Genomic DNA, 23,501 nt, shown 5'->3' with positions numbered 1-23,501 from the left:
AGCAGTGACGACGATCACGCCGGACCCCGGGAACCACGGTCCGGTACGGCCCCGCTTCGCCGCCTCATTTCGCGGGGGAGCGGGTGTCCCGGGTACGCTCACCGCCGTGCCCCACGCTGATCAGTCCCAAACCCCTCAGAAGGACGTTTCTGTGGAATACCCGGGAGCGCCCCGCCCTCTCCAGGTCCGCCCGATCCCGCTGGCGGAGCTGGCGGATCAGCTGGGCGTCGATGCCCCCGATGCCTCGGAGGGGGCCGCGGTCACCGGGATCACCCATGACTCGCGAGCCGTACGCCCCGGCGATGTGTACGCCGCGCTGGCCGGCGCCCGCCTCCACGGCGCGGACTTCGCCGCCCAGGCCGCCGACCTCGGCGCGGTCGCGGTGCTGACCGACCCGGCCGGCGCCGAGCGCGCCGCCGCCACCGGACTGCCGGTCCTGGCGGTGGACAACCCGCGCGGCCGGATGGGCGCGCTGGCCGCCACGATCTACGGCGAGCCGGGTGCGGACCTGCTGCAGATCGGCATCACCGGCACCTCCGGCAAGACCACGACCGCGTATCTCATCGAGGGCGGCCTCAAGGCCGCCGCGAAGCACGATGGCGGCCTTACGGGTCTCATCGGCACGGTGGAGACGCGGATCGGCGACGAGCGCATCAAGTCCGAGCGCACCACCCCCGAGGCCACCGATCTGCAGGCCCTGTTCGCGGTGATGCGGGAGCGCGACGTTCACTCGGTCGTCATGGAGGTCTCCAGCCACGCCCTGGTCCTCGGCCGCGTCGACGGCTGCGTCTTCGACGTCGCGGTGTTCAACAACCTCAGCCCGGAGCACATGGAGTTCCACTCCGGCATGGAGGACTACTTCCAGGCCAAGGCCCAGCTGTTCACCAAGGCCCGCAGCCGCGCCGGAGTGATCAACTACGACGACGAGTACGGCCGGCGGCTGATCGAGCAGTCCGAGGTCCCCGTCACCACCTTCTCCGCCGAGGGCCACCCCGACGCCCACTGGCGCGCCGCGGACGTCGAGGTCGGCCCGCTCGGCTCGACCTTCACCGCCGTCGGCCCGAACGGTGAGTCCGTACGGGCCGCCGCGCCCCTCCCGGGCCCCTTCAACGTGGCCAACGCCCTCGCCGCCGTCGTCGCCCTCGCCGTCGCCGGGATCGACCCGCAGACGGCCGCCGACGGCATCGCCGCCGTCCCCGGCGTACCGGGCCGGCTGGAGCGGGTCGACCTGGGCCAGCCCTACCTCGCGGTCGTCGACTACGCCCACAAGACCGACGCCGTGGAGTCGGTGCTGCGTGCCCTCCGTAAGGTGACCGACGGCAAGCTGCACGCCGTCCTCGGCTGCGGCGGGGACCGTGACCGGCTCAAGCGCGGCCCCATGGGCGCCGCGGTGGCCCGGTACTCCGACACGGCCGTCCTCACCTCCGACAACCCGCGCTCCGAGGACCCGCTCGCGATCCTCGCCGCCATGCTCGCGGGCGCCGCCGAGGTGCCCGCTCACGAGCGCGGTGATGTGCTGGTCGAGGAGGACCGGGCCAACGCCATCGCGGCCGCCGTCGCCCGCGCCGAGCCGGGTGACACCGTCATCGTGGCCGGCAAGGGCCATGAACTGGGCCAGGACATCGCCGGCGTGATCCGTGCCTTCGACGACCGCCAGGTACTCCGCGAGGCCATCGAACTCAGTGAGCGAGCCCACAGGCGCGATGCCACGCGCCCCGAGGCAAGCCCACAACACCGGGACAATCACCAAGACGACCAGGGATGACAGACCGCCATGCGCGCACCAGCCCCCTCAAGGCAGCTCTCCCGCACGGCCGGAGGTGATCAGTGATCGCACTGTCCCTCACCGAGATCGCCGGCCTAGTCGGTGGACAGCCGCACGACATACCGGACCCGGACCTGAAGGTCACGGGCCCTGTGGTGATCGACTCCCGTGAGGTGCGGCCCGGCAGCCTCTTCGCCGCGCTCCCCGGGGAGCGCGTGGACGGCCACGACTTCGCCCGAGGGGCGATCGAGGCCGGCGCCACGGCGGTCCTGGCCGCGCGCCCCGTCGGCACCGCGGACGCCCCCGTACCGGCGATCGTCGTGCCCGATGTCATCGCCGCCATGGGAGCGCTCGCGCGCGCCGTCGTGGAGCGCCTGGACGCCACTGTGGTCGCGCTCACCGGCTCCGCGGGCAAGACCAGCACCAAGGACCTCATCGCCCAGCTCCTCCAGCGCCGCGGCCCCACCGTATGGACGCCGGGCTCGCTCAACAACGAGATCGGCCTGCCGCTCACCGCGATGAGCGCCGACGAGGCCACCCTGCACCTGGTGCTGGAGATGGGTGCCCGCGGCAAGGGCCACATCCGGTACCTGACGGACCTCACCCCGCCCCGTATCGGACTCGTGCTCAACGTCGGCACCGCCCATATCGGAGAGTTCGGCGGCCGGGAGCAGATCGCCGAGGCCAAGGGCGAGCTGGTGGAGGCCCTGCCCCCCGCCGAGGAGGGCGGGGTGGCGGTGCTCAACGCCGACGACCCCCTGGTGCGCGCCATGGTGTCGCGCACCAAGGCCCGTACCGTCCTGTTCGGGGAGGCCGAGGACGCCGATGTGCGTGCCGGGAATGTCCGGCTCGCCGACGGCGGCCGCCCCGCCTTCACGCTTCACACCCCTACCGGGTGCAGCGAAGTGACCATGCGCCTGTACGGTGAGCACCACGTGTCGAACGCGCTCGCCGCGGCCGCCGTCGCCCATGAGTTGGGCATGTCCGTCGACGAGATCGCCGTGGCGCTCTCCGAGGTGGGGCAGCTCTCCCGCTGGCGGATGGAGGTCACCGAGCGCTCGGACGGCGTGACGGTCGTCAACGACGCCTACAACGCGAACCCCGAGTCCATGCGAGCAGCGCTGCGCGCGCTGGTCGCCATGGGTGCTGTCACACCGGGGCGTCGCACGTGGGCGGTGCTCGGCCCGATGGCCGAGCTGGGCGAGGAGTCACTGGCCGAGCACGACGCGATCGGACGGCTGGCCGTCCGGCTCAACGTCAGCAAGCTCGTGGCGGTCGGCGGCCAGGAGGCCGCCTGGCTGGACATGGGCGCCAAGAACGAGGGTTCGTGGGGTGAGGAGTCGGTGCACGTGTCCGACGTGCGGGCAGCGGTCGATCTGCTGCGCAGCGAGCTGCGACCGGGGGACGTCGTGTTGGTGAAGGCATCCAGGTCGGTGGGGCTGGAGCGGGTCGCGCAGGCGTTGCTCGAGGGCGAGGGTGAGGGCGTCCGCTAATGGGTGGCATGAGGCAGATCCTCTTCTCGGGAGCCATCGGGCTCTTTCTGACCCTGATCGGCACCCCGCTGCTGATCAAGCTGTTGGCGCGCAAGGGCTACGGCCAGTTCATCCGGGACGACGGCCCGCGCACCCACGGCAGCAAGAAGGGCACGCCCACGATGGGCGGCATCTCCTTCATCCTGGCCACACTGATCGCCTACGCCCTGGCGAAGGTGATCACGGGCAGTCAGCCGACCTTCTCCGGCGTGCTGGTGCTCTTCCTGTTCGCCGGCATGGGTCTGGTCGGCTTCCTCGACGACTACATCAAAATCGTCAAGCAGCGCAGCCTGGGCCTGCGGGCCAAGGCCAAGATGGCCGGTCAGCTGATCGTCGGTATCGCCTTCGCGATCCTCGCGCTGAACTTCGCCGACGCGCGCCAGCAGACCCCCGCCTCCGACCGGCTCTCCTTCGTCCAGGACTTCGGCTGGTCCTTCGGCCCGGTGATCTTCGCGATCTGGGCGCTGTTCATGATCCTTGCGATGTCGAACGGCGTGAACCTCACCGACGGCCTCGACGGTCTGGCCACCGGCGCCTCCGTGATGGTCTTCGGCGCCTACACCTTCATCGGCGTCTGGCAGTACCAGGAGTCCTGCGCCAACGCGCAGACGCTCACCAACCCGGCGTCCTGTTTCGAGGTCCGCGATCCGCTCGACCTGGCCGTCGTCGCCTCCGCCCTGATGGGCGCGTGCTTCGGCTTCCTGTGGTGGAACACCTCACCCGCCAAGATCTTCATGGGCGACACCGGTTCGCTCGCGCTCGGCGGCGCGCTCGCGGGCCTGGCCATCTGCTCGCGCACGGAGCTGCTGGTGGCCCTCCTCGGCGGCCTGTTCGTGCTGATCACCATGTCCGTGGTCATCCAGGTCGGCTCCTTCCGGACGACCGGACGACGGGTCTTCCGGATGGCGCCACTCCAGCACCACTTCGAACTCAAGGGGTGGAGCGAAGTCCTTGTGGTGGTCCGGTTCTGGATCATCCAGGGCATGTGCGTGATCGTCGGCCTCGGCCTGTTCTACGCGGGGTGGCGAGCCTCGTGACGTCCGACGCCGTCGCCCTCGACGTGTCCGACCTCGCCGGACGGCAGGTCATCGTCGCCGGACTCGGCGTCTCCGGGGTCCCCGCGGCGCGTGCGCTGCGGGGCCTCGGGGCCTCGGTGACCGTGGTGAACGGCAGCGACGGTGAAGCGCAGCGCGCCCAGGCGGCCGAACTGGAGCCGCTGGGCATCACGGTCCGCCTCGGGGACGGTGCCGTGTCCGATAGCGGCTCCGCCGCGGGGCTGCTCGAGGGCACCGAGCTGATCGTGACCACCCCCGGGTGGAAGCCCACCAGCCCGCTCTTCCTGGCCGCCGCCGAGGCGAACGTGCCCATCTGGGGCGATGTGGAGCTGGCGTGGCGGCTGCGCGGGGAGGACGCCCCGCCGTGGCTCGCGGTGACCGGCACCAACGGCAAGACGACCACCGTAAGGATGCTGGCCGCCATCCTGGAGGCGGCCGGGCTGCGCACCGCCGCCGTCGGCAACATCGGCGTCTCGCTCCTGGACATCGTGCTGGGCGACGAGCCGTACGACGTGCTCGCCGTCGAGCTCTCCAGCTACCAGCTGCACTGGGCGCCCTCGCTGCGCGCCCACTCCGGGGCGGTGCTCAACCTCGCCCCGGACCACCTCGACTGGCACGGCTCCATGGCGGCCTACGCGGCCGACAAGGGCCGCATCTACGAGGGCAACCAGGTGGCCTGCGTCTACAACGTGGCCGACCCCGCCACCGAGGACCTGGTGCGCGCGGCCGATGTCGAGGAGGGCTGCCGGGCGATCGGCTTCACCCTCGGCACCCCCGGCCCCTCCCAACTCGGCGTCGTGGAGAACATCCTCGTCGACCGGGCCTTCGTGGCGGACCGGCAGAAGCAGGCGCAGGAGCTCGCCGAGGTCTCCGATGTGAACCCGCCGGCCCCGCACAACATCGCCAACGCCCTCGCGGCGGCGGCCCTGGCCCGCTCCTTCGGCGTCCCGCCGAAGGCCGTACGGGACGGCCTGCGCGCCTTCCGGCCCGATCCGCACCGGGTGGAGCATGTGGCCGACGTCGACGGTGTGGCCTATATCGACGACTCCAAGGCGACCAACACCCATGCCGCGGAGGCGTCGTTGGGCGCCTATGAGCACATCGTGTGGATCGCGGGCGGCCTCGCCAAGGGGGCCACCTTCGACGAGCTCGTCCTTACGGCGGCCAAGCGGCTGCGCGGCGTCGTGCTGATCGGCGCCGACCGCGCCCTGATCCGCGAAGCGCTCGCGCGACACGCAGCAGATGTCCCGGTCGTGGACCTCGACCGGACCGACACTGGGGCGATGGCGGCGGCTGTGCGCGAAGCGGCGCGGCTCGCCCGGCCGGGCGATACCGTCCTGATGGCCCCGGCCTGTGCCTCGATGGACATGTTCATCAACTACAACAAGCGGGGCGACGCCTTCGCCGCGGCGGTTCAGGACCTGGCCTCCGGCCGGGTGCCGGACGATCAGTAGTCCGCCGGTCCCCCCGGCGAGGACCGCCCGCGCGGGGAAACCGGAGGGGATAAGACCATGACGCCTGACCAGCCCGCCGCCCCGCGCTCCCGGCCGGCCCGCCCCGGCACCGGCCGCCCCGCGCCGCGCTCGGGCGGCGCCCCCCGGCTGCGGGAGGCCGCGCGGGCGAAGGGCAAGGCGGCGTCCCCGGCCCGCCCGCGCGGCACAGCGGGCGCCTCCCGCCCTCCGCGCCGCCCGTCGAGGGGAAACGCCTTGGACGCGCTGCGCGGGCTGCAGCAGCGCCTCCGGAGGGCCTGGGACCGGCCGCTGACCGCGTACTACCTGCTGCTCGGCGGCTCGCTGCTGATCCTGGTGCTCGGTCTGGTCATGGTCTACTCCGCCTCCCAGATCAAGGCGCTGCAGTCCGGGCTCTCACCGTCGTACTTCTTCCGCAAACAGCTTTTCGCCGCCGTGCTCGGCGGCGCGCTGATGCTGCTCGCCGTGCGGATGCCCATCAAACTGCACCGCGCCTTCGCCTATCCGCTGCTCGCGGTCTCGGTCTTCCTGATGTGTCTGGTGCAGGTCCCGGGCATGGGCATCGCGGTCAACGGCAACCAGAACTGGATCTCCTTCGGCGGCCCGTTCCTGCTCCAGCCCAGTGAGTTCGGCAAGCTGGCGCTCGTCCTGTGGGGCGCCGATCTTCTCGCCCGCAAACAGGACAAGCGGCTGCTGGCCCAGTGGAAGCACCTGCTGGTCCCGCTGGTGCCCGCGACCGGCATGCTGCTCGGCCTGATCATGCTGGGCGGGGACATGGGCACTGCGATCATTCTCACGGCGATCCTTTTCGGTCTGCTTTGGCTGGCCGGTGCCCCCACCCGGCTTTTTGTGGGCGTCCTCGCCTTCGCCGGGGCCATCGGCATGCTGCTGATCAAGACCAGTGCCAACCGGATGTCCCGGCTCGCCTGTATCGGCGCCACCGAGCCCGGGGCCCACGATCAGTGCTGGCAGGCCGTCCACGGGATCTACGCGCTCGCCAACGGCGGCTGGTTCGGATCCGGACTCGGGGCAAGCATGGAGAAATGGGGCGAACTACCCGAACCGCATACCGACTTCATCTTCGCCATTACCGGGGAGGAACTCGGCCTGGCGGGGACGCTGTCGGTTCTCGTTCTCTTCGCGGCTCTAGGCTATGCGGGTATCCGCGTGGCCGGACGCACGGAGGACCCCTTCGTGAGGTACGCCGCGGGAGGCGTGACCACCTGGATCACGGCCCAGGCCGTGGTCAATATCGGTGCGGTGCTCGGTCTGCTGCCGATCGCCGGTGTTCCGCTCCCGCTGTTCTCCTACGGAGGGTCCGCCCTGCTGCCGACCATGTTCGCCGTCGGCCTGCTGATCGCCTTCGCACGGGCTGAGCCCGGTGCGCGAGCGGCGCTGGCCATGCGGCAGCCTGCTTTGCGGAAGAAGCTGGCTCGGGTGAGACGGAAGACGATGCGACGGCCCGTCAAGAGGCGGCCGTCCGGAGAGCGGTGAATTTCGGTGCATGTCGTACTCGCCGGTGGGGGGACCGCCGGCCACATCGAGCCAGCGCTCGCCCTCGCGGACGCCCTGCGCAGGCAGGACCCGACCGTGGGGATCACGGCGCTCGGAACGGAGCGTGGGCTCGAGACCCGGCTCGTACCGGAGCGTGGTTATGAACTCGGGCTCATCCCGGCCGTACCGCTGCCGCGTAAGCCCACCCCCGAACTGATCACCGTCCCCGGGCGGCTGCGCGGCACCATCAAGGCCGCCGAGCAGATCCTGGAGCGCACCAAGGCCGACTGTGTCGTCGGCTTCGGCGGCTATGTGGCCCTGCCGGGATACCTGGCGGCCAAGCGGCTCGGAGTGCCGATCGTCGTCCACGAGGCCAACGCCCGCCCCGGGCTCGCCAACAAGATCGGCTCGCGCTACGCCAAGTACGTGGCGGTCTCCACCCCCGACAGCAAGCTCCGCAACGCCCGCTACGTGGGCATCCCGCTGCGCCGCTCCATCGCCACTCTCGACCGGGCGGCGGTCCGCCCCGAGGCCCGCGCGGCCTTCGGGCTCGACCAGAACCTGCCGACGCTGCTGGTCTCCGGCGGTTCGCAGGGCGCGCGCCGGCTCAACGAGGTGGTCCAGACGGTGGCGCCGTTCCTGCAGCGCGCCGGGATCCAGGTGCTGCACGCGGTCGGTCCGAAAAACGAATTGCCGCATGTGGACAACATGCCCGGAATGCCGCCATACATCCCGGTATCGTACCTGGATCGGATGGACCTCGCGTATGCCGCGGCCGACATGATGCTCTGCCGCGCGGGCGCGATGACCGTCGCCGAACTGTCCGCCGTCGGGCTCCCGGCCGCCTACGTCCCCCTGCCGATCGGCAACGGCGAACAGCGGCTCAACGCCCAGCCGCTGGTCAAGGAGGGCGGCGGACTGCTGGTCGACGACGCCGAGCTGAGCCCCGAGTGGGTGCAGGGCAATGTGCTCCCGGTGCTCGGCGACCCGCACCGGCTGTACGAGATGTCCCGGCGGGCCGCGGAGTTCGGCCGCAGGGACGCCGACGAGCTGCTGGTCGGCATGGTGTACGAGGCGATCAGCGCACGCCGCCAGGCGTGAGAAGGCAGGGAGCGTGGCCGGACCGTCGACCGCCGAGCGCGGCGCACGAGGGACGATTCCGTCCGGCCCGCCCCCACGCTTCCTCCGGGCGTGCCGCAGGTTCCGGCTGCCCGGCCGCCGGCCCCTGGTGGTGACGGCGGTGGCGGTGACCCTGCTCGGCGCCGGCGCGGTCTGGCTGCTGTACGGCTCGAGCTGGCTGCGGGCCGAGCGGGTGCGGGTCGCCGGCGCCGGCGTCCTCACCGTCGAGGAGGTGCGCTCCGCCGCCGACGTTCCGCTGAACACCCCGATGGTCGCGGTGGACACGGCCGCGATCGAACACCGGTTGCGCGAGCGGCTGCCGCGGATTGCAAAAGTGGACGTATCCCGGTCATGGCCGCACACCATCAGTCTGGTAGTGACGGAACGCAGGCCCGAAGCCATTGTCGAAGAGGGCGGGAAGTTCCATGAAGTGGACGCCGCCGGAGTCCGGTTCTCCACCGTGAGCAAGCGTCCGAACGGGGTTCCGGTGCTGGAAATGGAGCCGGACCGGTCGCCGAGTTCGCGCCATTTCGGCCCCGCCGGACTGCGCCGCGAGGCGGTCCGGGTGGTCACCCAACTCCCCGAGAAGGTCCGCCAGGACACCCGTTCCCTCCGGGTCCGCTCGTACGATTCGATCACCCTGGAGCTGACCGGAGGCCGTACCATCACCTGGGGGAGCGGAGAGCGAGGCGAGGCGAAGGCGAAGACGCTCACCGCACTGATGAAAGCGCAGCCGGACGCGGACCACTTCGACGTCAGTGCGCCGAGCGCCCCTGCGGTGTCTCGCAGTTGACCTGATAGCGGCAGGCCAGCACCCTGGTTGGCTAGCCCACAGGGTGATCACATAGGGTGAAAAGAAAAGCGGGAGGTTCGGCGTGTTCATTGAACGCGCGCCACTTGTCGACTTAGTGTCCTGTTCCGAAGAGTCCGGGAAACAGAGGTACTGGTAACCCTAAACTTCAGCGTTAGGGTTGGGGTCGGCAATCGGAACCGTCCCATTCGGCATCAGTCGGCGCACCGCGGCAACGGCGGGGTGGCGACACGTAACTCGAGGCGAGAGGCCTTCGACGTGGCAGCACCGCAGAACTACCTCGCAGTCATCAAGGTCGTCGGCATTGGCGGCGGTGGCGTGAATGCCATCAACCGGATGATCGAGGTCGGGCTCAAGGGCGTCGAGTTCATCGCGATCAACACCGATGCGCAGGCCCTGCTGATGAGTGACGCGGACGTCAAACTGGACGTCGGCCGTGAGCTCACCCGGGGCCTTGGAGCCGGCGCCAACCCGGATGTCGGCCGTAAGGCCGCCGAGGACCACCGTGAGGAGATCGAGGAGGTCCTCAAGGGGGCCGACATGGTCTTCGTGACCGCGGGCGAGGGCGGTGGCACGGGCACCGGCGGTGCGCCGGTGGTCGCCAATATCGCGCGTTCGCTGGGCGCCCTGACGATCGGTGTGGTCACCCGCCCGTTCACCTTCGAGGGCCGCCGCCGCGCCAATCAGGCCGAGGACGGCATCGCGGGTCTGCGGGACGAGGTCGACACCCTCATCGTGATCCCGAACGACCGGCTGCTGTCCATTTCGGACCGTCAGGTGAGCGTGCTCGACGCGTTCAAGTCGGCCGACCAGGTGCTGCTGTCGGGTGTTCAGGGCATCACCGATCTGATCACCACCCCGGGTCTGATCAACCTCGACTTCGCGGACGTCAAGTCCGTGATGTCCGAGGCCGGATCGGCGCTCATGGGTATCGGCTCGGCCCGCGGTGACGACCGCGCGGTGGCCGCGGCCGAGATGGCCATCTCCTCGCCGCTGCTGGAGGCGTCCATCGACGGCGCCCGGGGCGTGCTGCTCTCCATCTCCGGCGGTTCCGACCTCGGTCTGTTCGAGATCAACGAGGCCGCCCAGCTGGTGAGCGAGGCCGCCCACCCCGAGGCCAACATCATCTTCGGCGCGGTGATCGACGACGCGCTCGGCGACGAGGTCCGGGTCACCGTGATCGCGGCCGGCTTCGACGGCGGTCAGCCGCCCCCCAAGAACCGCGACAAGGTGCTGGGTTCCTACAGCGGCAGCCGCGAGGAGGGATCGGGCAGCTCCTCGAGCCGCCCGTCCGGCCAGGAGAACAGCCGCCCGTCCTTCGGCGGGCTCGGCAGCGTCACCTCCCGCGAGGAGGAGTCCGCCCCGGCGGACCCGACTCCGGTCGCCGAGGTGCCGCCGCCCCCGGTGCCCACCCCGCACCCCCAGGTCCCGCCGGCCCGTCCGTACCCGGATAGCCAGGCCGAGGAGCTGGACGTCCCGGACTTCCTGAAGTGAGCCGTCCGGCATGGCTCGACGGCGACTTTGAAGTGAATCAGACGTGATAGCGCAACAGCACGACGCGAGCGGCGCGCACTTCGCCTTCACCGATCGGTGGGGCGGGGTGAGCGCCGCTCCGTATGACGAGCTCAATCTCGGCGGGGCGGTCGGCGACGACCCCCAGGCCGTACGGACCAACCGCGAACTGGCCGCCAAGGCGATGGGCCTGGACCCGGCGGCCGTCGTATGGATGAACCAGGTGCACGGCCGGGACGTCGCGGTGGTCGACGGACCGTGGTCGGACGATGAGATTCCGGCGGTGGACGCGGTGGTGACGCGGCGTCCGGGGCTCGCCCTGGCCGTCCTTACCGCCGACTGCACACCGGTGCTGCTGGCCGATCCGGTGGCCGGGGTCGTCGGCGCCGCCCACGCGGGCCGGCCGGGACTGGTCGCCGGAGTGGTCCCGGCGGTGGTCAGGGCGATGACCGAACAGGGCGCCGAGACCGCCCGGATCGTCGCCCGCACCGGCCCCGCGGTCTGCGGCCGCTGCTACGAGGTCCCCGCGGAGATGCGCGCCGATGTCGCGCAGACGGTGCCGGAGGCGTGGGCCGAGACCCGGTGGGGTACCCCGGCGGTGGATGTGGCGGCCGGTGTGCGGGCCCAACTGGACCGTGCCGGTGTGCGGATGGACGAGAAGGATGGACAATCTCACATCTGCACCCTGGAGTCGGCGGACCACTTCTCGTACCGGCGCGAGCACACCACGGGGCGGCTCGCGAGCTACGTCTGGTTGGACGGCTGAGCTGTGACGGATCGCAAGACGGAACTGGCCGCGAATCTGGCCCGGGTGACGGAACGTATCTCTGCCGCCTGCGCCGAGGCCGGTCGCGAGCGCGAAGAGGTGACCCTGATCGTGGTCACCAAGACCTATCCGGCGAGCGATGTCCGTTTGCTCGCGGAACTCGGCGTACGGCATGTCGCCGAGAACCGCGATCAGGAAGCCGCCCCGAAAGCCGCGGAATGCGCGGATCTGCCGTTGATCTGGCACTTTGTCGGGCAATTGCAGACCAATAAGGTGCGTTCCGTATCCAGTTATGCCGATGTGGTGCAATCTGTCGATCGTAAGCGATTGGTCGACGCGCTCTCCCGTGCGGCTGTGGGGGCCGCGAGGGAGATGGGCGTCCTGATTCAGGTCGCGCTCGACGCGGACTCCGATGAACGGGGAGCGCGCGGGGGCGTGGGACCGGGCGGAGTGGAACGGCTCGCGGAGTCCGTGGCCGAGGCCGAAGGACTCCGGCTCGACGGACTGATGACCGTCGCCCCGCTGACGGGCTCCTACGAGGGGCGGCCGCGGGCGGCGTTCGACCGGCTGATGGAAATCTCATCCCGCCTGCGCGTGGCTCATCCGGCTGCGAACATGGTCTCGGCGGGGATGAGCTCGGACCTCGAGGAAGCCGTGGCGGCGGGGGCGACACATGTGCGCGTCGGCACTGCGGTACTCGGAGTCCGACCCAGCCTCCGGTAACGTCGCGAAGAAGTCGGACCACAGCAGAAAATATGGTCATTCCCGCCAAAAGGCGGGCTGGCCACGTGGATCCATGGCATCCGGTGGCGGAGCCGATCCACCACAGAGCGGAGGACGCAGAGAATGGCCGGCGCGATGCGCAAGATGGCGGTCTACCTCGGCCTCGTGGAGGACGATGGGTACGACGGCCGGGGATTCGACCCCGACGACGACTTCGAGCCCGAGCCGGAGCCCGAACGGGAGCGGGACCGTCGGCGGCATCAGGTAGTGGAGACCGAACCGCGGCCGGAAAGGGGCGAATCTGTGCGAGTCGTCCACCCTCCCGCGCAACGTGAACCGGCTCCTCTTGCGGTGGAAACCGGGCGACCCGCGCGAATTGCCCCCGTGGCGTCCATCACACCTGAACGTCAGAACTTGGAGAAGAACGCGCCAGTGATCATGCCCAAGGTCGTGTCCGAGCGGGAGCCGTACCGCATCACCACACTGCACCCCCGGACCTACAACGAGGCCCGTACTATCGGGGAACACTTCCGTGAGGGCACTCCCGTGATCATGAATCTGACGGAGATGGACGACACGGATGCGAAGCGACTTGTCGACTTTGCCGCCGGTCTGGTGTTCGGCCTCCATGGGAGCATTGAGCGGGTGACGCAGAAGGTGTTCCTGTTGTCTCCTGCTAACGTCGATGTCACGGCGGAGGACAAGGCCCGTATCGCAGAGGGCGGGTTCTTCAACCAGAGCTGAGACGCAAAAACGGCAAACCGGCAACACCGAGTCATCCGAGGCCGAAAGGCCGGGTACGAACCAGGGGAGAGGGACGCGCGGGATGGGCATCGCACTACAGGTGATCTACATCGCGCTCTACTGCTACCTGATCGTGCTGATCTTCAGGCTCGTGATGGACTATGTCTTCCAGTTCGCGCGCTCGTGGCAACCCGGTAGGGCGATGGTGGTCATCCTCGAGGCCACCTACACTGTCACCGATCCGCCACTCAAGCTGCTGCGGCGGTTCATTCCGCCGCTGCGTCTCGGGGGTGTGGCGCTCGACCTGTCCTTCTTCGTGCTGATGATCATCGTCTGGATCCTGATCACCGTCGTGAGCAATTTTGCGAGCAGGGTGTGAACGATACGGTCTTGCCGATTGCCGACGACTACGTTGAGGTGAAGTAGAGATGCCGTTGACCCCCGAGGACGTGCGGAACAAGCAGTTCACGACCGTCCGCCTCCGAGAAGGCTATGACGAGGACGAGGTCGATGCCTTCCTCGACGAGGTCGAAGCCGAACTGACCCGGCTGCTACGGGAGAACGAGGACCTGCGTGCCAAGCTGGCCGCAGCGACCCGTGCCGCCGCCCAGAGTCAGCAACAAGGTATGCGCAAGCCTCCCGAACAGCAGGAGAGGCCCGGCGCACCTGTGCCCGCCGCCATATCCGGACCGCAGCCGGTGCCGCCCGGCCAGCAGCAGATGGGTGGTCCGCCCCAACTCCCGGGCGGAGCCCCGCAGCTGCCGGCGGGTCCGATGGGCCAGAACGGCCCCGGACCGATGCAGCAGGGCGGACCCGGTCCGATGCAGCAGGGCGGGCCTGGCCCGATGCAGCAGGGCGGACCCGGCCCCATGGGCCAGAACGGTCCGATGGGCCAGAACGGCCCCATGGGTCCCGGCGGTCCCATGGGTGGCCCGATGGGCGGTCCCGGTGGTCCTGGCGGCCCCGGCGGCCCGCAGCTGCCCCAGCCGGGCCAGGGCCCGGGCGGCGACAGCGCCGCACGCGTGCTCTCGCTCGCGCAGCAGACCGCCGACCAGGCGATTGCGGAGGCCCGTTCCGAGGCCAACAAGATCGTCGGCGAGGCCCGTAGCCGCGCCGAGGGTCTGGAGCGGGACGCCCGCGCCAAGGCCGACGCGCTGGAGCGGGACGCGCAGGAGAAGCACCGTGTCGCGATGGGCTCCCTGGAGTCCGCTCGTGCCACGCTCGAGCGCAAGGTCGAGGACCTGCGCGGCTTCGAGCGCGAGTACCGCACGCGGCTGAAGTCGTACCTGGAGAGCCAGCTTCGCCAGCTGGAGAACCAGGCCGACGACTCGCTCGCCCCGCCGCGCACCCCGGCGACCGCCTCGCTGCCGCCGTCCCCGTCGATGAGCGGCTCCATGGCCTCGGCCGGCGCCGGCTCGATGGGCGGCCACACCATGGGTGGCAACCAGACCATGGGGGGCCACAACCAGAACGGCGGAGCGCCGTCCTACGGTGGGCAGCAGCAGATGTCTCCCGCGATGACCCAGCCGATGGCACCGGTGCGGCCGCAGAGTCCGCAGCCGATGCAGCAGGCGCCCAGCCCGATGCGGGGCTTCCTCATCGACGAGGACGACAACTGACGCGGGCCGTCTAGCGCGGAGCGTTCGGCAATCACAAGGGCCGGGTCCCAGGAGCCTTCTCCTGGGACCCGGCCCTTTGCGTGCCACGCGTGCGGGTGGTGGGGGCCGGGGCTTTTCCCCTACCCGACCCTTCCCGAACCAGAGGCATCGCCCCTGAACCCCGGACGCCCTTCGGGCGTGTCCTCAATCGCCGGACGGGCTGAAATCAGCCCGTCCGGCGATTGAGGACCGGGGTCCGGGGCGGAGCCCCGGTTACGGGAAGGGGCGGGTAGGGGAACAAACCCCCGGGCGGGGTTACGCCTTGCGGAGGCGGAAGGTGAGGCCCAGCGGGGCGTCGGTGAACTGGTCACCGTAGCCTTCCTCCCCGGCGCCGGAGGCGAAGTCGGTCGCGAGGACCTCATCCGCGATCAGCCCCGCGTGATCCGTGAGCGCCTGCCGCAGCTCCTCGTCCGCCGTCTCCCACCGCAGCGCGATCCGGTCGGCGACGTCCAGCCCGCTGTTCTTACGGGCCTCCTGGATCAGCCGGATCGCGTCACGGGCGAGACCCGCGCGGCGCAGCTCCGGGGTGATCTCCAGGTCGAGGGCGACCGTGGCGCCCGCGTCGGAGGCGACCGACCAGCCCTCGCGCGGGGTCTCGGTGATGATGACCTCGTCGGGGGAGAGGACCACCGTCTCGCCGTCCACCACGACCGACGCGTTCCCCTCGCGCAGCGCGACCGACAGCGCGGCCGCCTCCGCCTCCGCGATCGCCTTGGCGACCGGCTGGGTGCCCTTGCCGAATCGCTTGCCCAGGGCGCGGAAGTTGGCCTTCGCGGTCGTGTCGACCAGCGAGCCGCCGACCTCGCTCAGCGACGCGAGCGAGGAGACGTTCAGCTCCTCCTCGATCTGGGCGCGCAGTTCGGCGCCCAGGGTTTCGAAGCCGGCCGCGGCGACCAGCGCGCGCGAGAGCGGCTGGCGCGTCTTCACACCGGACTCCGCGCGGGTCGCGCGCCCCAGCTCCACCAGGCGCCGCACCAGTGCCATCTGGGCCGAGAGGGCCGGGTCGATCATCGACTGGTCCGGCTCCGGCCAGGTGGTCAGGTGCACGGAGGCGGGGGCCTCGGGGACCACCGGGACGACCAGGTCCTGCCAGACCCGCTCGGTGATGAAGGGCACCAGGGGCGCCATCAGCCGGGTGACCGTCTCGATGACATCGTGCAGGGTGCGCAGCGCGGCGGCGTCGCCCTGCCAGAAGCGGCGGCGGGAGCGGCGCACGTACCAGTTGGACAGATCGTCGACGAAGGCCGACAGCAGCTTTCCGGCGCGCTGGGTGTCGTACGCCTCCAGGGCCTCGGTGACCTGCTCGGTGAGCGTGCCCAGCTCGCCCAGCAGCCAGCGGTCCAGCAGCGGCCGCTCGGCCGGGGCCGGGTCCGCCGCGGACGGCGCCCAGCCCGAGGTGCGGGCGTACAGCGCCTGGAAGGCGACCGTGTTCCAGTAGGTGAGCAGCGTCTTGCGCACGACCTCCTGGATGGTGCCGTGGCCCACTCGCCGGGCCGCCCACGGCGAGCCGCCCGCGGCCATGAACCAGCGCACCGCGTCGGCGCCGTGCTGATCCATCAGCGGGATCGGCTGAAGGATGTTGCCCAGGTGCTTGGACATCTTGCGGCCGTCCTCGGCCAGGATGTGACCGAGGCAGACCACGTTCTCGTACGAGGACTTGTCGAAGACGAGCGTGCCGACCGCCATCAGCGTGTAGAACCAGCCGCGGGTCTGGTCGATGGCCTCGGAGATGAACTGCGCCGGGTAGCGGCTCTCGAAGAGCTCCTTGTTCCGGTACGGGTAGCCGTACTGCGCGAACGGCATCGAGCCCGAGTCGTACCAGGCGTCGATGACCTCGGGCACCCGCTCGGCCGTCAGCGAGCAGCCGTCGGCGGTGCAGGTGAAGGTGATGTCGTCGATGTACGGCCGGTGCGGGTCCAGACCGCTCTGGTCGGTTCCGGTCAGCTCGGAGAGCTCGGCGAGGGAGCCGACGCAGGTGAGATGGGACTCGGCGCAGCGCCAGATGGGCAGCGGGGTGCCCCAGTAGCGATTGCGCGACAGCGCCCAGTCGATGTTGTTATTGAGCCAGTCGCCGTAGCGACCGGTCTTGACCGACTCGGGATACCAGTTGGTCTTCTCGTTCTCCCGCAGCAGCGCGTCCTTGATCGCGGTGGTGCGGATGTACCAGGACGGCTGGGCGTAGTAGAGCAGCGCGGTGTGGCAGCGCCAGCAGTGCGGGTAGCTGTGCTCGTACGGCACATGCCGGAACAGCAGCCCGCGCTCCTTCAAGTCCGCCGTGAGCGCCTCGTCGGCCTTCTTGAAGAACTGGCCGCCGATCAGGTCAAGGCCCTCTTCGAAGGTGCCGTCGGGGCGGACCGGGTTGACCACCGGCAGACCGTAGGCACGGCAGGTCAGCAGGTCGTCCTCGCCGAAGGCGGGGGACTGGTGGACCAGACCGGTGCCGTCCTCGGTGGTCACATACTCGGCGTTGACGACGTAGTGCGCGTCGGGGATCTCCACCAGCTCGAAGGGGCGCCGATAGGTCCAGCGCTCCATCTCGGCCCCGGTGAAGGACTCCCCGGTGACGGTCCAGCCCTCGCCGAGCGCCTGCCCGACCAGCGGCTCGGCGACGACCAGCTTCTCCTCGCCGTTGGTAGCGACCACATAGCGCACCTGCGGATGCGCGGCCACCGCGGTGTTGGAGACCAGGGTCCACGGCGTGGTCGTCCACACCAGCAGTGCCGCCTCGCCCGCCAGCGGGCCCGAGGTCAGCGGGAAGCGGACGAAGACCGAGGGGTCGACGACCGTCTCATAGCCCTGGGCCAGCTCGTGGTCGGACAGCCCGGTGCCGCAGCGCGGGCACCAGGGGGCGACCCGGTGGTCCTGTACCAGCAGCCCCTTGTTGAAGATCTCCTTCAGGGACCACCACACCGACTCGATATAGCCCGGGTTCATGGTCCAGTAGGCGCCGTCGAGGTCGGTCCAGAAGCCCATCCGCGTGGTGAGCTCGGCGAAGGCGTCGGTGTGCCGGGTGACGGACTCCCGGCACTTGGCGTTGAACTCGGCGATGCCGTACGCCTCGATGTCCTTCTTGCCGTTGAAGCCCAGCTCCTTCTCGACCGCCAGCTCGACCGGCAGGCCGTGGCAGTCCCAGCCCGCCTTACGGTCGACGTGGTAGCCCCGCATGGTGCGGAAGCGCGGGAAGACGTCCTTGAAGACGCGGGCCTCGATGTGGTGGGCGCCCGGCATGCCGTTCGCGGTCGGGGGGCCCTCGTAGAAGACCCACTCGGGCCGTCCCTCGGACTGCTCGAGGCTACGGGAGAAGATCTCGTTCTCCCGCCAGAAGTCGAGCACGGCGTGCTCGAGGGCGGGCAGGTCGACCTGGGCGGGCACCTGGCGGTACTGCGGCGTCATCGGGGCTCTTCTTCCTCCGGCGGACACGTGCTCTTCCGTTTCCGTCGGAGGGACGAGAGCCGTGCGCTCCCGCGGTACCACCCTCCTTGACCGGCAGCTGGTCGGCTCCCGGCCCCCTCATTGGGACCGCGATGCCGGTTCTACTGACCCAGTGCGGGCGTTCTTCCGGCGGCTCCGGGGTGATTCTTCACATCGCGCTCGCCCCCGGGCTCACACCGTCCCCGGGTCGCTCTGGGCCGCCTACGACGCTACTCGTCCCCATCCACGCCTCTCGCTGCGCCCCAGTGTACGGGGCCGAGGGGACCGGGGCCGACCGAATACCGCCCTGCGCCGAGTGGGGGACGGCAGGCTCCGGGGATTGACCCGAATGGCGATACCCCGGGTGTCGTGGCCGCGGTCGTCACGCTGGGTCACCGGTGGGTACCGGATTCCGGGCGGATTACCGGACGTGGAGTGGGGCACAAAGGTGGGGACCGGGTTGTCGTACGGATAAGCCGGGCGAATCGGGCGGCGTGCCCCGTTGCCGCCCGCCCGGAGTCGATTTATCGTTCCGGAACGATTCGCGCGCAAGATCACAATATGTGAAGGGGCCGCGGCCATGGTGGCGAGAAAGACCGCCGTGCAGAAGAGCACGGCGAAGGCGACGAAGGCCGCGCCCGGCAAGAAGAGCGCCTCGGGCAAGAAGGCCGTCGACAACAAGACCGCGGCCCCCGCCGGAGCCGCCGCGCAAGCCGCCGCCGAGGCGGCCGAGAAGAGCGCCCCGGGGAAGAACTCGGAGACGCCCACCAGGAAGCACGCATCCGCCAAGACGGTCGCGCCGACCGAGGAGGGCGTGGCCGGGGAGACCGTGGCCGGGGCCACGGCCGGTAGGACCACGGCCAGGAAGGCCGCGCCCGCCGACAAGGCGGTGCCCGCGAAGAAGACGGGAGCCAGGAAAGTGGTTGCGAAGAAGACTCCGGGTGGTGCGCCGACCGACAAGAAGGCCACGACGACGGCACCCCCCTTGCCCAAGGCCCGTGCGGCGGGCGCGCCGGTCGACCCCAGCGAGTTCGCGGTCCGCCCGGGCGAGGACCCCTGGTCCGCCGAGGAGGTGGACGAGGCGCGCGCCGGGCTGCTGACCGAGGCCGGCCGGCTGCGCACCGAGATCCTCGCCTCCGAGCAGGCGATCACCGGGCTGATGCGCGACTCCGGCGACGGTGCCGGTGACGACCAGGCCGACACCGGCACCAAGAACATCACCCGCGAGCACGAGATGGCCCTGGCCGGAAACGCCCGCGAGATGCTGCTGCAGACCGAGCGGGCCCTGGATCGGCTGGACACCGGCACCTATGGGCTGTGCGAGAACTGCGGCAATGCGATCGGCAAGGCCCGGATGCAGGCGTTCCCCAGGGCCACGCTGTGCGTCGAGTGCAAGCAGCGCCAGGAGCGGCGCTGACGCCCGTACGCATGTGCCGTACCCTCGTCCCTCACAGGGGGAGACTGGCCCGGACGAGTTGAGGGACTCACGTGACAGAGGCGGAGCAGGCCATCGGTACGCCGGATGCGGGGAAGGCAGAGGAGGGTGCCGGGACCAGCGCTGCCGGAGCCGATGAGGCCGCGGCGGGCAGGGGGAAGCGGCGCGTCGGCGTGCTCCTCACGGTCGCGGCGCTGGCCTATGTGATCGATCTGGTCAGCAAGCTGGCCGTGGTCGCGAAGCTGGAGCACCATGCTCCGGTCGAGGTCATCGGCACCTGGCTGCAGTTCGAGGTGATCCGCAACCGGGGGGCGGCCTTCGGCTTCGGCGAGGCCATGACCATCGTCTTCACGGTGATCGCGGTCGGCGTCATCGTGGTGATCGCGCGGCTGGCCCGCAAGCTCCACAGCCTGCCCTGGGCCATCGCGCTCGGTCTGCTGCTCGGCGGGGCCTTCGGCAATCTCACCGACCGGATCTTCCGGGCGCCCGGGGACTTCCAGGGGGCGGTCGTGGACTTCATCGCCCCCTCCCACTTCGCGGTCTTCAACCTCGCCGACTCGGCCATCGTCTGCGGCGGCTTCCTGATCGTGATCCTGTCCTTCCGCGGGCTGGACCCGGACGGCACGGTCCACACGGACTGACCAGCGCCCGGCGGCCGGTATCCGACGGGCGTACGAACCGGTGCTTCCGGTCCGGCATACTCGTCGGGTGAGTACGATTCCCGAGATCCGCACCCTGCCCGTACCGGACGGTCTGGAGGGCGAGCGCGTCGACGCCGCGATCGCCCGCATGTTCGGCTTCTCCCGGACCAAGGCGGCCGAGCTGGCCGCCGCCGGAAAGGTGCAGCTCGACGGCAGCGTCGCCGGGAAGTCCGACCGGGTCTCCGGGGGTGCCTGGCTCGAGGTCGAGATGCCGCAGGCCGCGCCGCCGGTGCGGGTCGTCGCCGAGCCCGTCGAGGGCATGGAGATCGTGCACGACGACGAGGACATCGTGGTCGTCTCCAAGCCGGTCGGCGTCGCCGCCCATCCCAGCCCCGGCTGGACCGGACCCACCGTGATCGGCGGGCTCGCGGCCGCCGGTTTCCGCGTCTCCACCTCGGGCGCCGCCGAGCGTCAGGGGATCGTGCACCGGCTGGACGTCGGCACCTCCGGGCTCATGGTCGTCGCCAAGTCCGAGCTCGCGTACTCCGTGCTCAAGCAGGCATTCCGCGAGCGCACCGTGGACAAGCGCTACCACGCGCTGGTCCAGGGTCACCCGGACCCGCTGAGCGGCACCATCGACGCCCCGATCGGGCGCCATCCGCAGCACGACTACAAGTGGGCGGTGACGGCGGACGGCAAGCCGAGCGTCACCCACTACGACCTCATCGAGGCGTTCCGGGCCGCGAGCCTGCTGGATATCAAGCTGGAGACCGGCCGCACCCATCAGATCCGGGTGCATATGGCGGCCCACCGCCACCCCTGCGTCGGCGACCTCACCTACGGCGCGGACCCGACGCTCGCCAAGCGGCTGAAGCTGACCCGGCAGTGGCTGCACGCCATGCGGCTCGGCTTCGAGCACCCCGCGCACGGCCAGTGGGTCGAGTTCGAGAGCGCCTACCCGGACGATCTGCGCGGGGCGCTGGACATCGTGAGGGCCGAGAGCGCGTGATCGAGGTCGTGGCCGACGGAGACCTGTCCGGCTGCTTCGCGGTCCGCCGGGAGGTCTTCGTGGTGGAGCAGCGGATCCCCGAGGAGGAGGAGATGGACGCGTACGACGCGCACGCCGTCCACCTCCTGGCCACCGACGACGAGGGCCGCCCCATGGGCACCGTGCGCTTTCTCCATGGCGCCGCCGCGGACAAGAAGTACGCCCACGCCGGTGTCGACGGCGCCACCACCGCCGTTCTCGGCCGCCTCGCGGTGGCCAAGGCGGCGCGGGGCACGGGGCTGGGGGCCGACCTGGTCCGGGCCGTCGAGGCGGAGGCCCACCGGCGCGGTCTGGCCGAGGTCTACCTGGAGGCCCAGACCCATGCGCTCGGCTTCTACGAGCGGTTGGGCTACGAGGCGTTCGGCCCCGAGTTCGACGAGGGCAGCGGCATCCCGCACCGCGCGATGCGACGGCCGCTGTAGCGGCCCTCCGGCGCCCCGCCGCCCTCACCGTGTGCGCGGGGTGTCCTTACGGAGCCCGTCCTCGAAGCGGGCGAGACGGTCGTGACCGCCGCGGCGGTCGTGGAGTTCATGGCTCCGCTCGCGCTCCAGCCGTGCCGGCGGGGGCTGGGCCGCCGGGGCGGTGGCGATGCGCGGGAGGGCGTGGGGATGGGCGTCCCGCAGCCATGTGATCATCTTCTCGCGCACCTCACAGCGCACGGTCCAGGCGTCGTCCGGGTCCCGCGCCGTGATCAGCGCCCGCACCACGATGGTGCTCGGGGTGGTGTCCGTCACCACCAGGTTCCAGTCCCGGCCGTCCCAGGCCGGGGACTTCTGCACGATCTCGCGCAGCCGCTCCCGCATCTCCTCGATCGGCGCCGTGTGGTCGAGGTGGAAGAGGACGGTGGCCACCTTCTGGGTGCCGCCCCGCGACCAGTTCTCGAACGGCTTGTTGGTGAAGTACGACACCGGCATGGTGATCCGGCGCTCGTCCCAGGTCCGTACGGACAGGAAGGTCAGCGTGATCTCCTCGACCGTGCCCCACTCACCGTCCACGACCACCGTGTCGCCGATCCGCACCATGTCGCCGAAGGCGATCTGCAGCCCCGCGAAGAGGTTCCCCAGCGTGGACTGGGCGGCGACACCGGCGACCACACCGAGGATCCCGGCGGAGGCCAGCATGGAGGTGCCGACCGTGCGCATCGCCGGGAAGGTCAGCAGCATGGCGGAGACCGCCACCACACCGACGATCGCGGCCACCACCCGCTGGATCAGCGTCACCTGGGTGCGCACTCGGCGCACCCGCGCGGCGTCGTGCGCGCTGGAGGCGTAGCGGAAGTAGGAGGACTCCACGACGGCCGACGAGACCCGCACCACGAGCCACGCCGTCGCCGCGATCAGCACCAGCGCGAGCAGCCTGCCGATCGCCGGCTCATGCTCCTGGACAACCCTCGCCCGCGTCTTGTCGTACGAACCGCTCAGCAGCGCCGTGCACACGGTCACCTGCAGCGGAAGCCGGCAGCGGCGCAGATGGCCCCACAAGGGGGTCTCGGGGTGCCGGGCATCGACCCTCCGCAGCAGCCAGTCGACGGCCCAGCCGATGAACAGCGTGATGGCCAGTGAGCCGCCGATGACGACGAGCGGACGCAGCACGTCCTCCATGGACACCTACCTCATCCTTCCCTCAGGGAGACTCCGGGTGTCCTGTCCCGCCTTCCCCGGATCCGGTGTCCTCAGACCGGGGCTGGCACGATGGGAGGGGGCGATCCACGGAAAGGAAAGTGACAGCGGTGGCCGATACCTCGACGATTGTTCTGTTCCACTCCGCATACGGGCTGCGGCCCGCCGTACAGGAGGCGGCCGACCGACTGCGCGCGGCCGGGCATGAGGTGGTCGTGCCGGACCTGTACGAGGGGCAGACCGCCGAAACCGTCGAGGACGGCATGGTGATCAAGGAGCGGATCGGCCGCGACGAGCTGCTGAAACGGGCCATCACCGCCGCCGCGCCGCACTCGGACCGCGGGCTGGTCTACGCCGGTTTCTCGCTCGGCGGCGCCCTGGCGCAGAACCTGGCGCTGGCCGACGACAAGGCGCGCGGACTGCTTCTGCTGCACGGCACTTCGGATATCGGCGACGACACCACGGTCGATGAGCTGCCGGTGCAGCTCCATGTGGCCGACCCCGACCCGTTCGAGCCACACGACTGGCTCAATGCCTGGTATCTGCGGATGCGGCGGGCCGGCGCCGATGTGGAGGTCTTCCGCTACGCCGGGGCCGGCCACATCTTCACCGACCCCGAGCTGCCGGACTACGACAAGGAGGCCGCCGAGGCCACCTGGCGGGTGGCGCTCGGCTTCCTGGCCGACCTCTGAGCCCGTG

General features: G+C 70.4%; 20 protein-coding genes. 18 read left to right on the top strand and 2 right to left on the bottom strand.

Features of this window, described 5'->3' with window-relative positions:
• Nucleotides 1-4 precede the first annotated feature (4 nt).
• From AS97_RS14370 to AS97_RS14310, 13 genes are all read left to right on the top strand, one after another.
• Nucleotides 5-1,765 (top strand): UDP-N-acetylmuramoyl-L-alanyl-D-glutamate--2,6-diaminopimelate ligase, encoded by a 1,761-nt coding sequence (locus AS97_RS14370; RefSeq protein WP_059143456.1) that lies wholly within the window; start codon nt 5-7, stop codon nt 1,763-1,765.
• Between the two features lie 62 nt (nt 1,766-1,827).
• On the top strand, nt 1,828-3,258 hold the full coding sequence (gene murF, locus AS97_RS14365; RefSeq protein WP_086706041.1) for a UDP-N-acetylmuramoyl-tripeptide--D-alanyl-D-alanine ligase: 1,431 nt from the start codon (nt 1,828-1,830) through the stop codon (nt 3,256-3,258).
• An 8-nt stretch (nt 3,259-3,266) separates the two neighbouring features.
• A complete protein-coding gene (mraY, locus tag AS97_RS14360) occupies nt 3,267-4,334 on the top strand; it encodes a phospho-N-acetylmuramoyl-pentapeptide-transferase (protein WP_059143485.1) in 1,068 nt (355 codons plus the stop codon).
• The gene (murD, locus tag AS97_RS14355; protein ID WP_185930284.1) at nt 4,331-5,806 is read left to right on the top strand and encodes a UDP-N-acetylmuramoyl-L-alanine--D-glutamate ligase; all 1,476 of its coding nucleotides are present in this window, start codon (nt 4,331-4,333) and stop codon (nt 5,804-5,806) included. Before mraY ends, murD begins: the two co-directional genes overlap by 4 nt.
• A 57-nt stretch (nt 5,807-5,863) precedes the next feature.
• A complete protein-coding gene (gene ftsW / locus AS97_RS14350; RefSeq protein ID WP_107119200.1) occupies nt 5,864-7,315 on the top strand; it encodes a putative lipid II flippase FtsW in 1,452 nt (483 codons plus the stop codon).
• Nucleotides 7,316-7,321: 6 nt separating this feature from the next.
• Nucleotides 7,322-8,416, top strand: a complete 1,095-nt coding sequence (murG, locus tag AS97_RS14345) for an undecaprenyldiphospho-muramoylpentapeptide beta-N-acetylglucosaminyltransferase (protein WP_059143458.1) — start codon at nt 7,322-7,324, stop codon at nt 8,414-8,416.
• Nucleotides 8,417-8,429: 13 nt separating this feature from the next.
• Nucleotides 8,430-9,227: an FtsQ-type POTRA domain-containing protein gene (locus AS97_RS14340; RefSeq protein ID WP_210565022.1), complete on the top strand. Its 798-nt coding sequence runs from the start codon at nt 8,430-8,432 to the stop codon at nt 9,225-9,227.
• 276 nt (nt 9,228-9,503) lie between these two features.
• Entirely contained in the window at nt 9,504-10,739 is a 1,236-nt protein-coding gene (ftsZ, locus tag AS97_RS14335) for a cell division protein FtsZ (RefSeq protein WP_059143460.1), read from the top strand.
• 43 nt (nt 10,740-10,782) lie between these two features.
• On the top strand, nt 10,783-11,523 hold the full coding sequence (gene pgeF, locus AS97_RS14330) for a peptidoglycan editing factor PgeF (protein WP_210565021.1): 741 nt from the start codon (nt 10,783-10,785) through the stop codon (nt 11,521-11,523).
• Nucleotides 11,524-11,526: 3 nt separating this feature from the next.
• Nucleotides 11,527-12,246 (top strand): YggS family pyridoxal phosphate-dependent enzyme, encoded by a 720-nt coding sequence (locus AS97_RS14325; protein ID WP_059143462.1) that lies wholly within the window; start codon nt 11,527-11,529, stop codon nt 12,244-12,246.
• 123 nt (nt 12,247-12,369) lie between these two features.
• Nucleotides 12,370-12,990 (top strand): cell division protein SepF, encoded by a 621-nt coding sequence (gene sepF / locus AS97_RS14320; protein WP_014060002.1) that lies wholly within the window; start codon nt 12,370-12,372, stop codon nt 12,988-12,990.
• Between the two features lie 82 nt (nt 12,991-13,072).
• Nucleotides 13,073-13,369 carry a YggT family protein gene (locus AS97_RS14315; protein WP_014060001.1) on the top strand — a complete coding sequence of 99 codons (297 nt, stop codon included), beginning with the start codon at nt 13,073-13,075 and terminating at the stop codon, nt 13,367-13,369.
• 49 nt (nt 13,370-13,418) lie between these two features.
• Nucleotides 13,419-14,609, top strand: coding sequence for a DivIVA domain-containing protein (locus AS97_RS14310; protein ID WP_125759965.1), 1,191 nt, complete (start codon nt 13,419-13,421; stop codon nt 14,607-14,609).
• A gap of 294 nt (nt 14,610-14,903) precedes the next feature.
• Here the strand turns inward: AS97_RS14310 and ileS are convergent, their stop codons facing one another.
• Entirely contained in the window at nt 14,904-18,041 is a 3,138-nt protein-coding gene (gene ileS, locus AS97_RS14305; RefSeq protein WP_210565019.1) for an isoleucine--tRNA ligase, read from the bottom strand.
• A gap of 598 nt (nt 18,042-18,639) precedes the next feature.
• On the opposite strand from ileS, the gene AS97_RS14300 reads away from it, so the two are divergent.
• From AS97_RS14300 to AS97_RS14285, 4 genes are all read left to right on the top strand, one after another.
• Nucleotides 18,640-19,476 carry a TraR/DksA family transcriptional regulator gene (locus AS97_RS14300; RefSeq protein WP_086709969.1) on the top strand — a complete coding sequence of 279 codons (837 nt, stop codon included), beginning with the start codon at nt 18,640-18,642 and terminating at the stop codon, nt 19,474-19,476.
• Between the two features lie 71 nt (nt 19,477-19,547).
• On the top strand, nt 19,548-20,135 hold the full coding sequence (gene lspA / locus AS97_RS14295; RefSeq protein ID WP_059143466.1) for a signal peptidase II: 588 nt from the start codon (nt 19,548-19,550) through the stop codon (nt 20,133-20,135).
• Nucleotides 20,136-20,202: 67 nt separating this feature from the next.
• Nucleotides 20,203-21,144, top strand: a complete 942-nt coding sequence (locus tag AS97_RS14290) for an RluA family pseudouridine synthase (RefSeq protein ID WP_059143467.1) — start codon at nt 20,203-20,205, stop codon at nt 21,142-21,144.
• Nucleotides 21,141-21,605: a GNAT family N-acetyltransferase gene (locus AS97_RS14285; RefSeq protein WP_059143468.1), complete on the top strand. Its 465-nt coding sequence runs from the start codon at nt 21,141-21,143 to the stop codon at nt 21,603-21,605. Before AS97_RS14290 ends, AS97_RS14285 begins: the two co-directional genes overlap by 4 nt.
• Nucleotides 21,606-21,629: 24 nt before the next feature.
• Here the strand turns inward: AS97_RS14285 and AS97_RS14280 are convergent, their stop codons facing one another.
• Complete coding sequence (locus AS97_RS14280) at nt 21,630-22,784, bottom strand: mechanosensitive ion channel domain-containing protein (protein ID WP_125759966.1); 1,155 nt, start codon at nt 22,782-22,784, stop codon at nt 21,630-21,632.
• Between the two features lie 119 nt (nt 22,785-22,903).
• On the opposite strand from AS97_RS14280, the gene AS97_RS14275 reads away from it, so the two are divergent.
• Nucleotides 22,904-23,494: a dienelactone hydrolase family protein gene (locus AS97_RS14275; protein ID WP_210565018.1), complete on the top strand. Its 591-nt coding sequence runs from the start codon at nt 22,904-22,906 to the stop codon at nt 23,492-23,494.
• The last annotated feature ends 7 nt before the right edge of the window (nt 23,495-23,501 follow it).

This window comes from Streptomyces sp. AgN23 (assembly GCF_001598115.1).
GTDB lineage: Bacteria > Actinomycetota > Actinomycetes > Streptomycetales > Streptomycetaceae > Streptomyces > Streptomyces antimycoticus.
The sequence above is the reverse complement of the archived record's forward strand: the minus strand, read 5'-3'. Positions and strand labels throughout refer to the sequence as shown.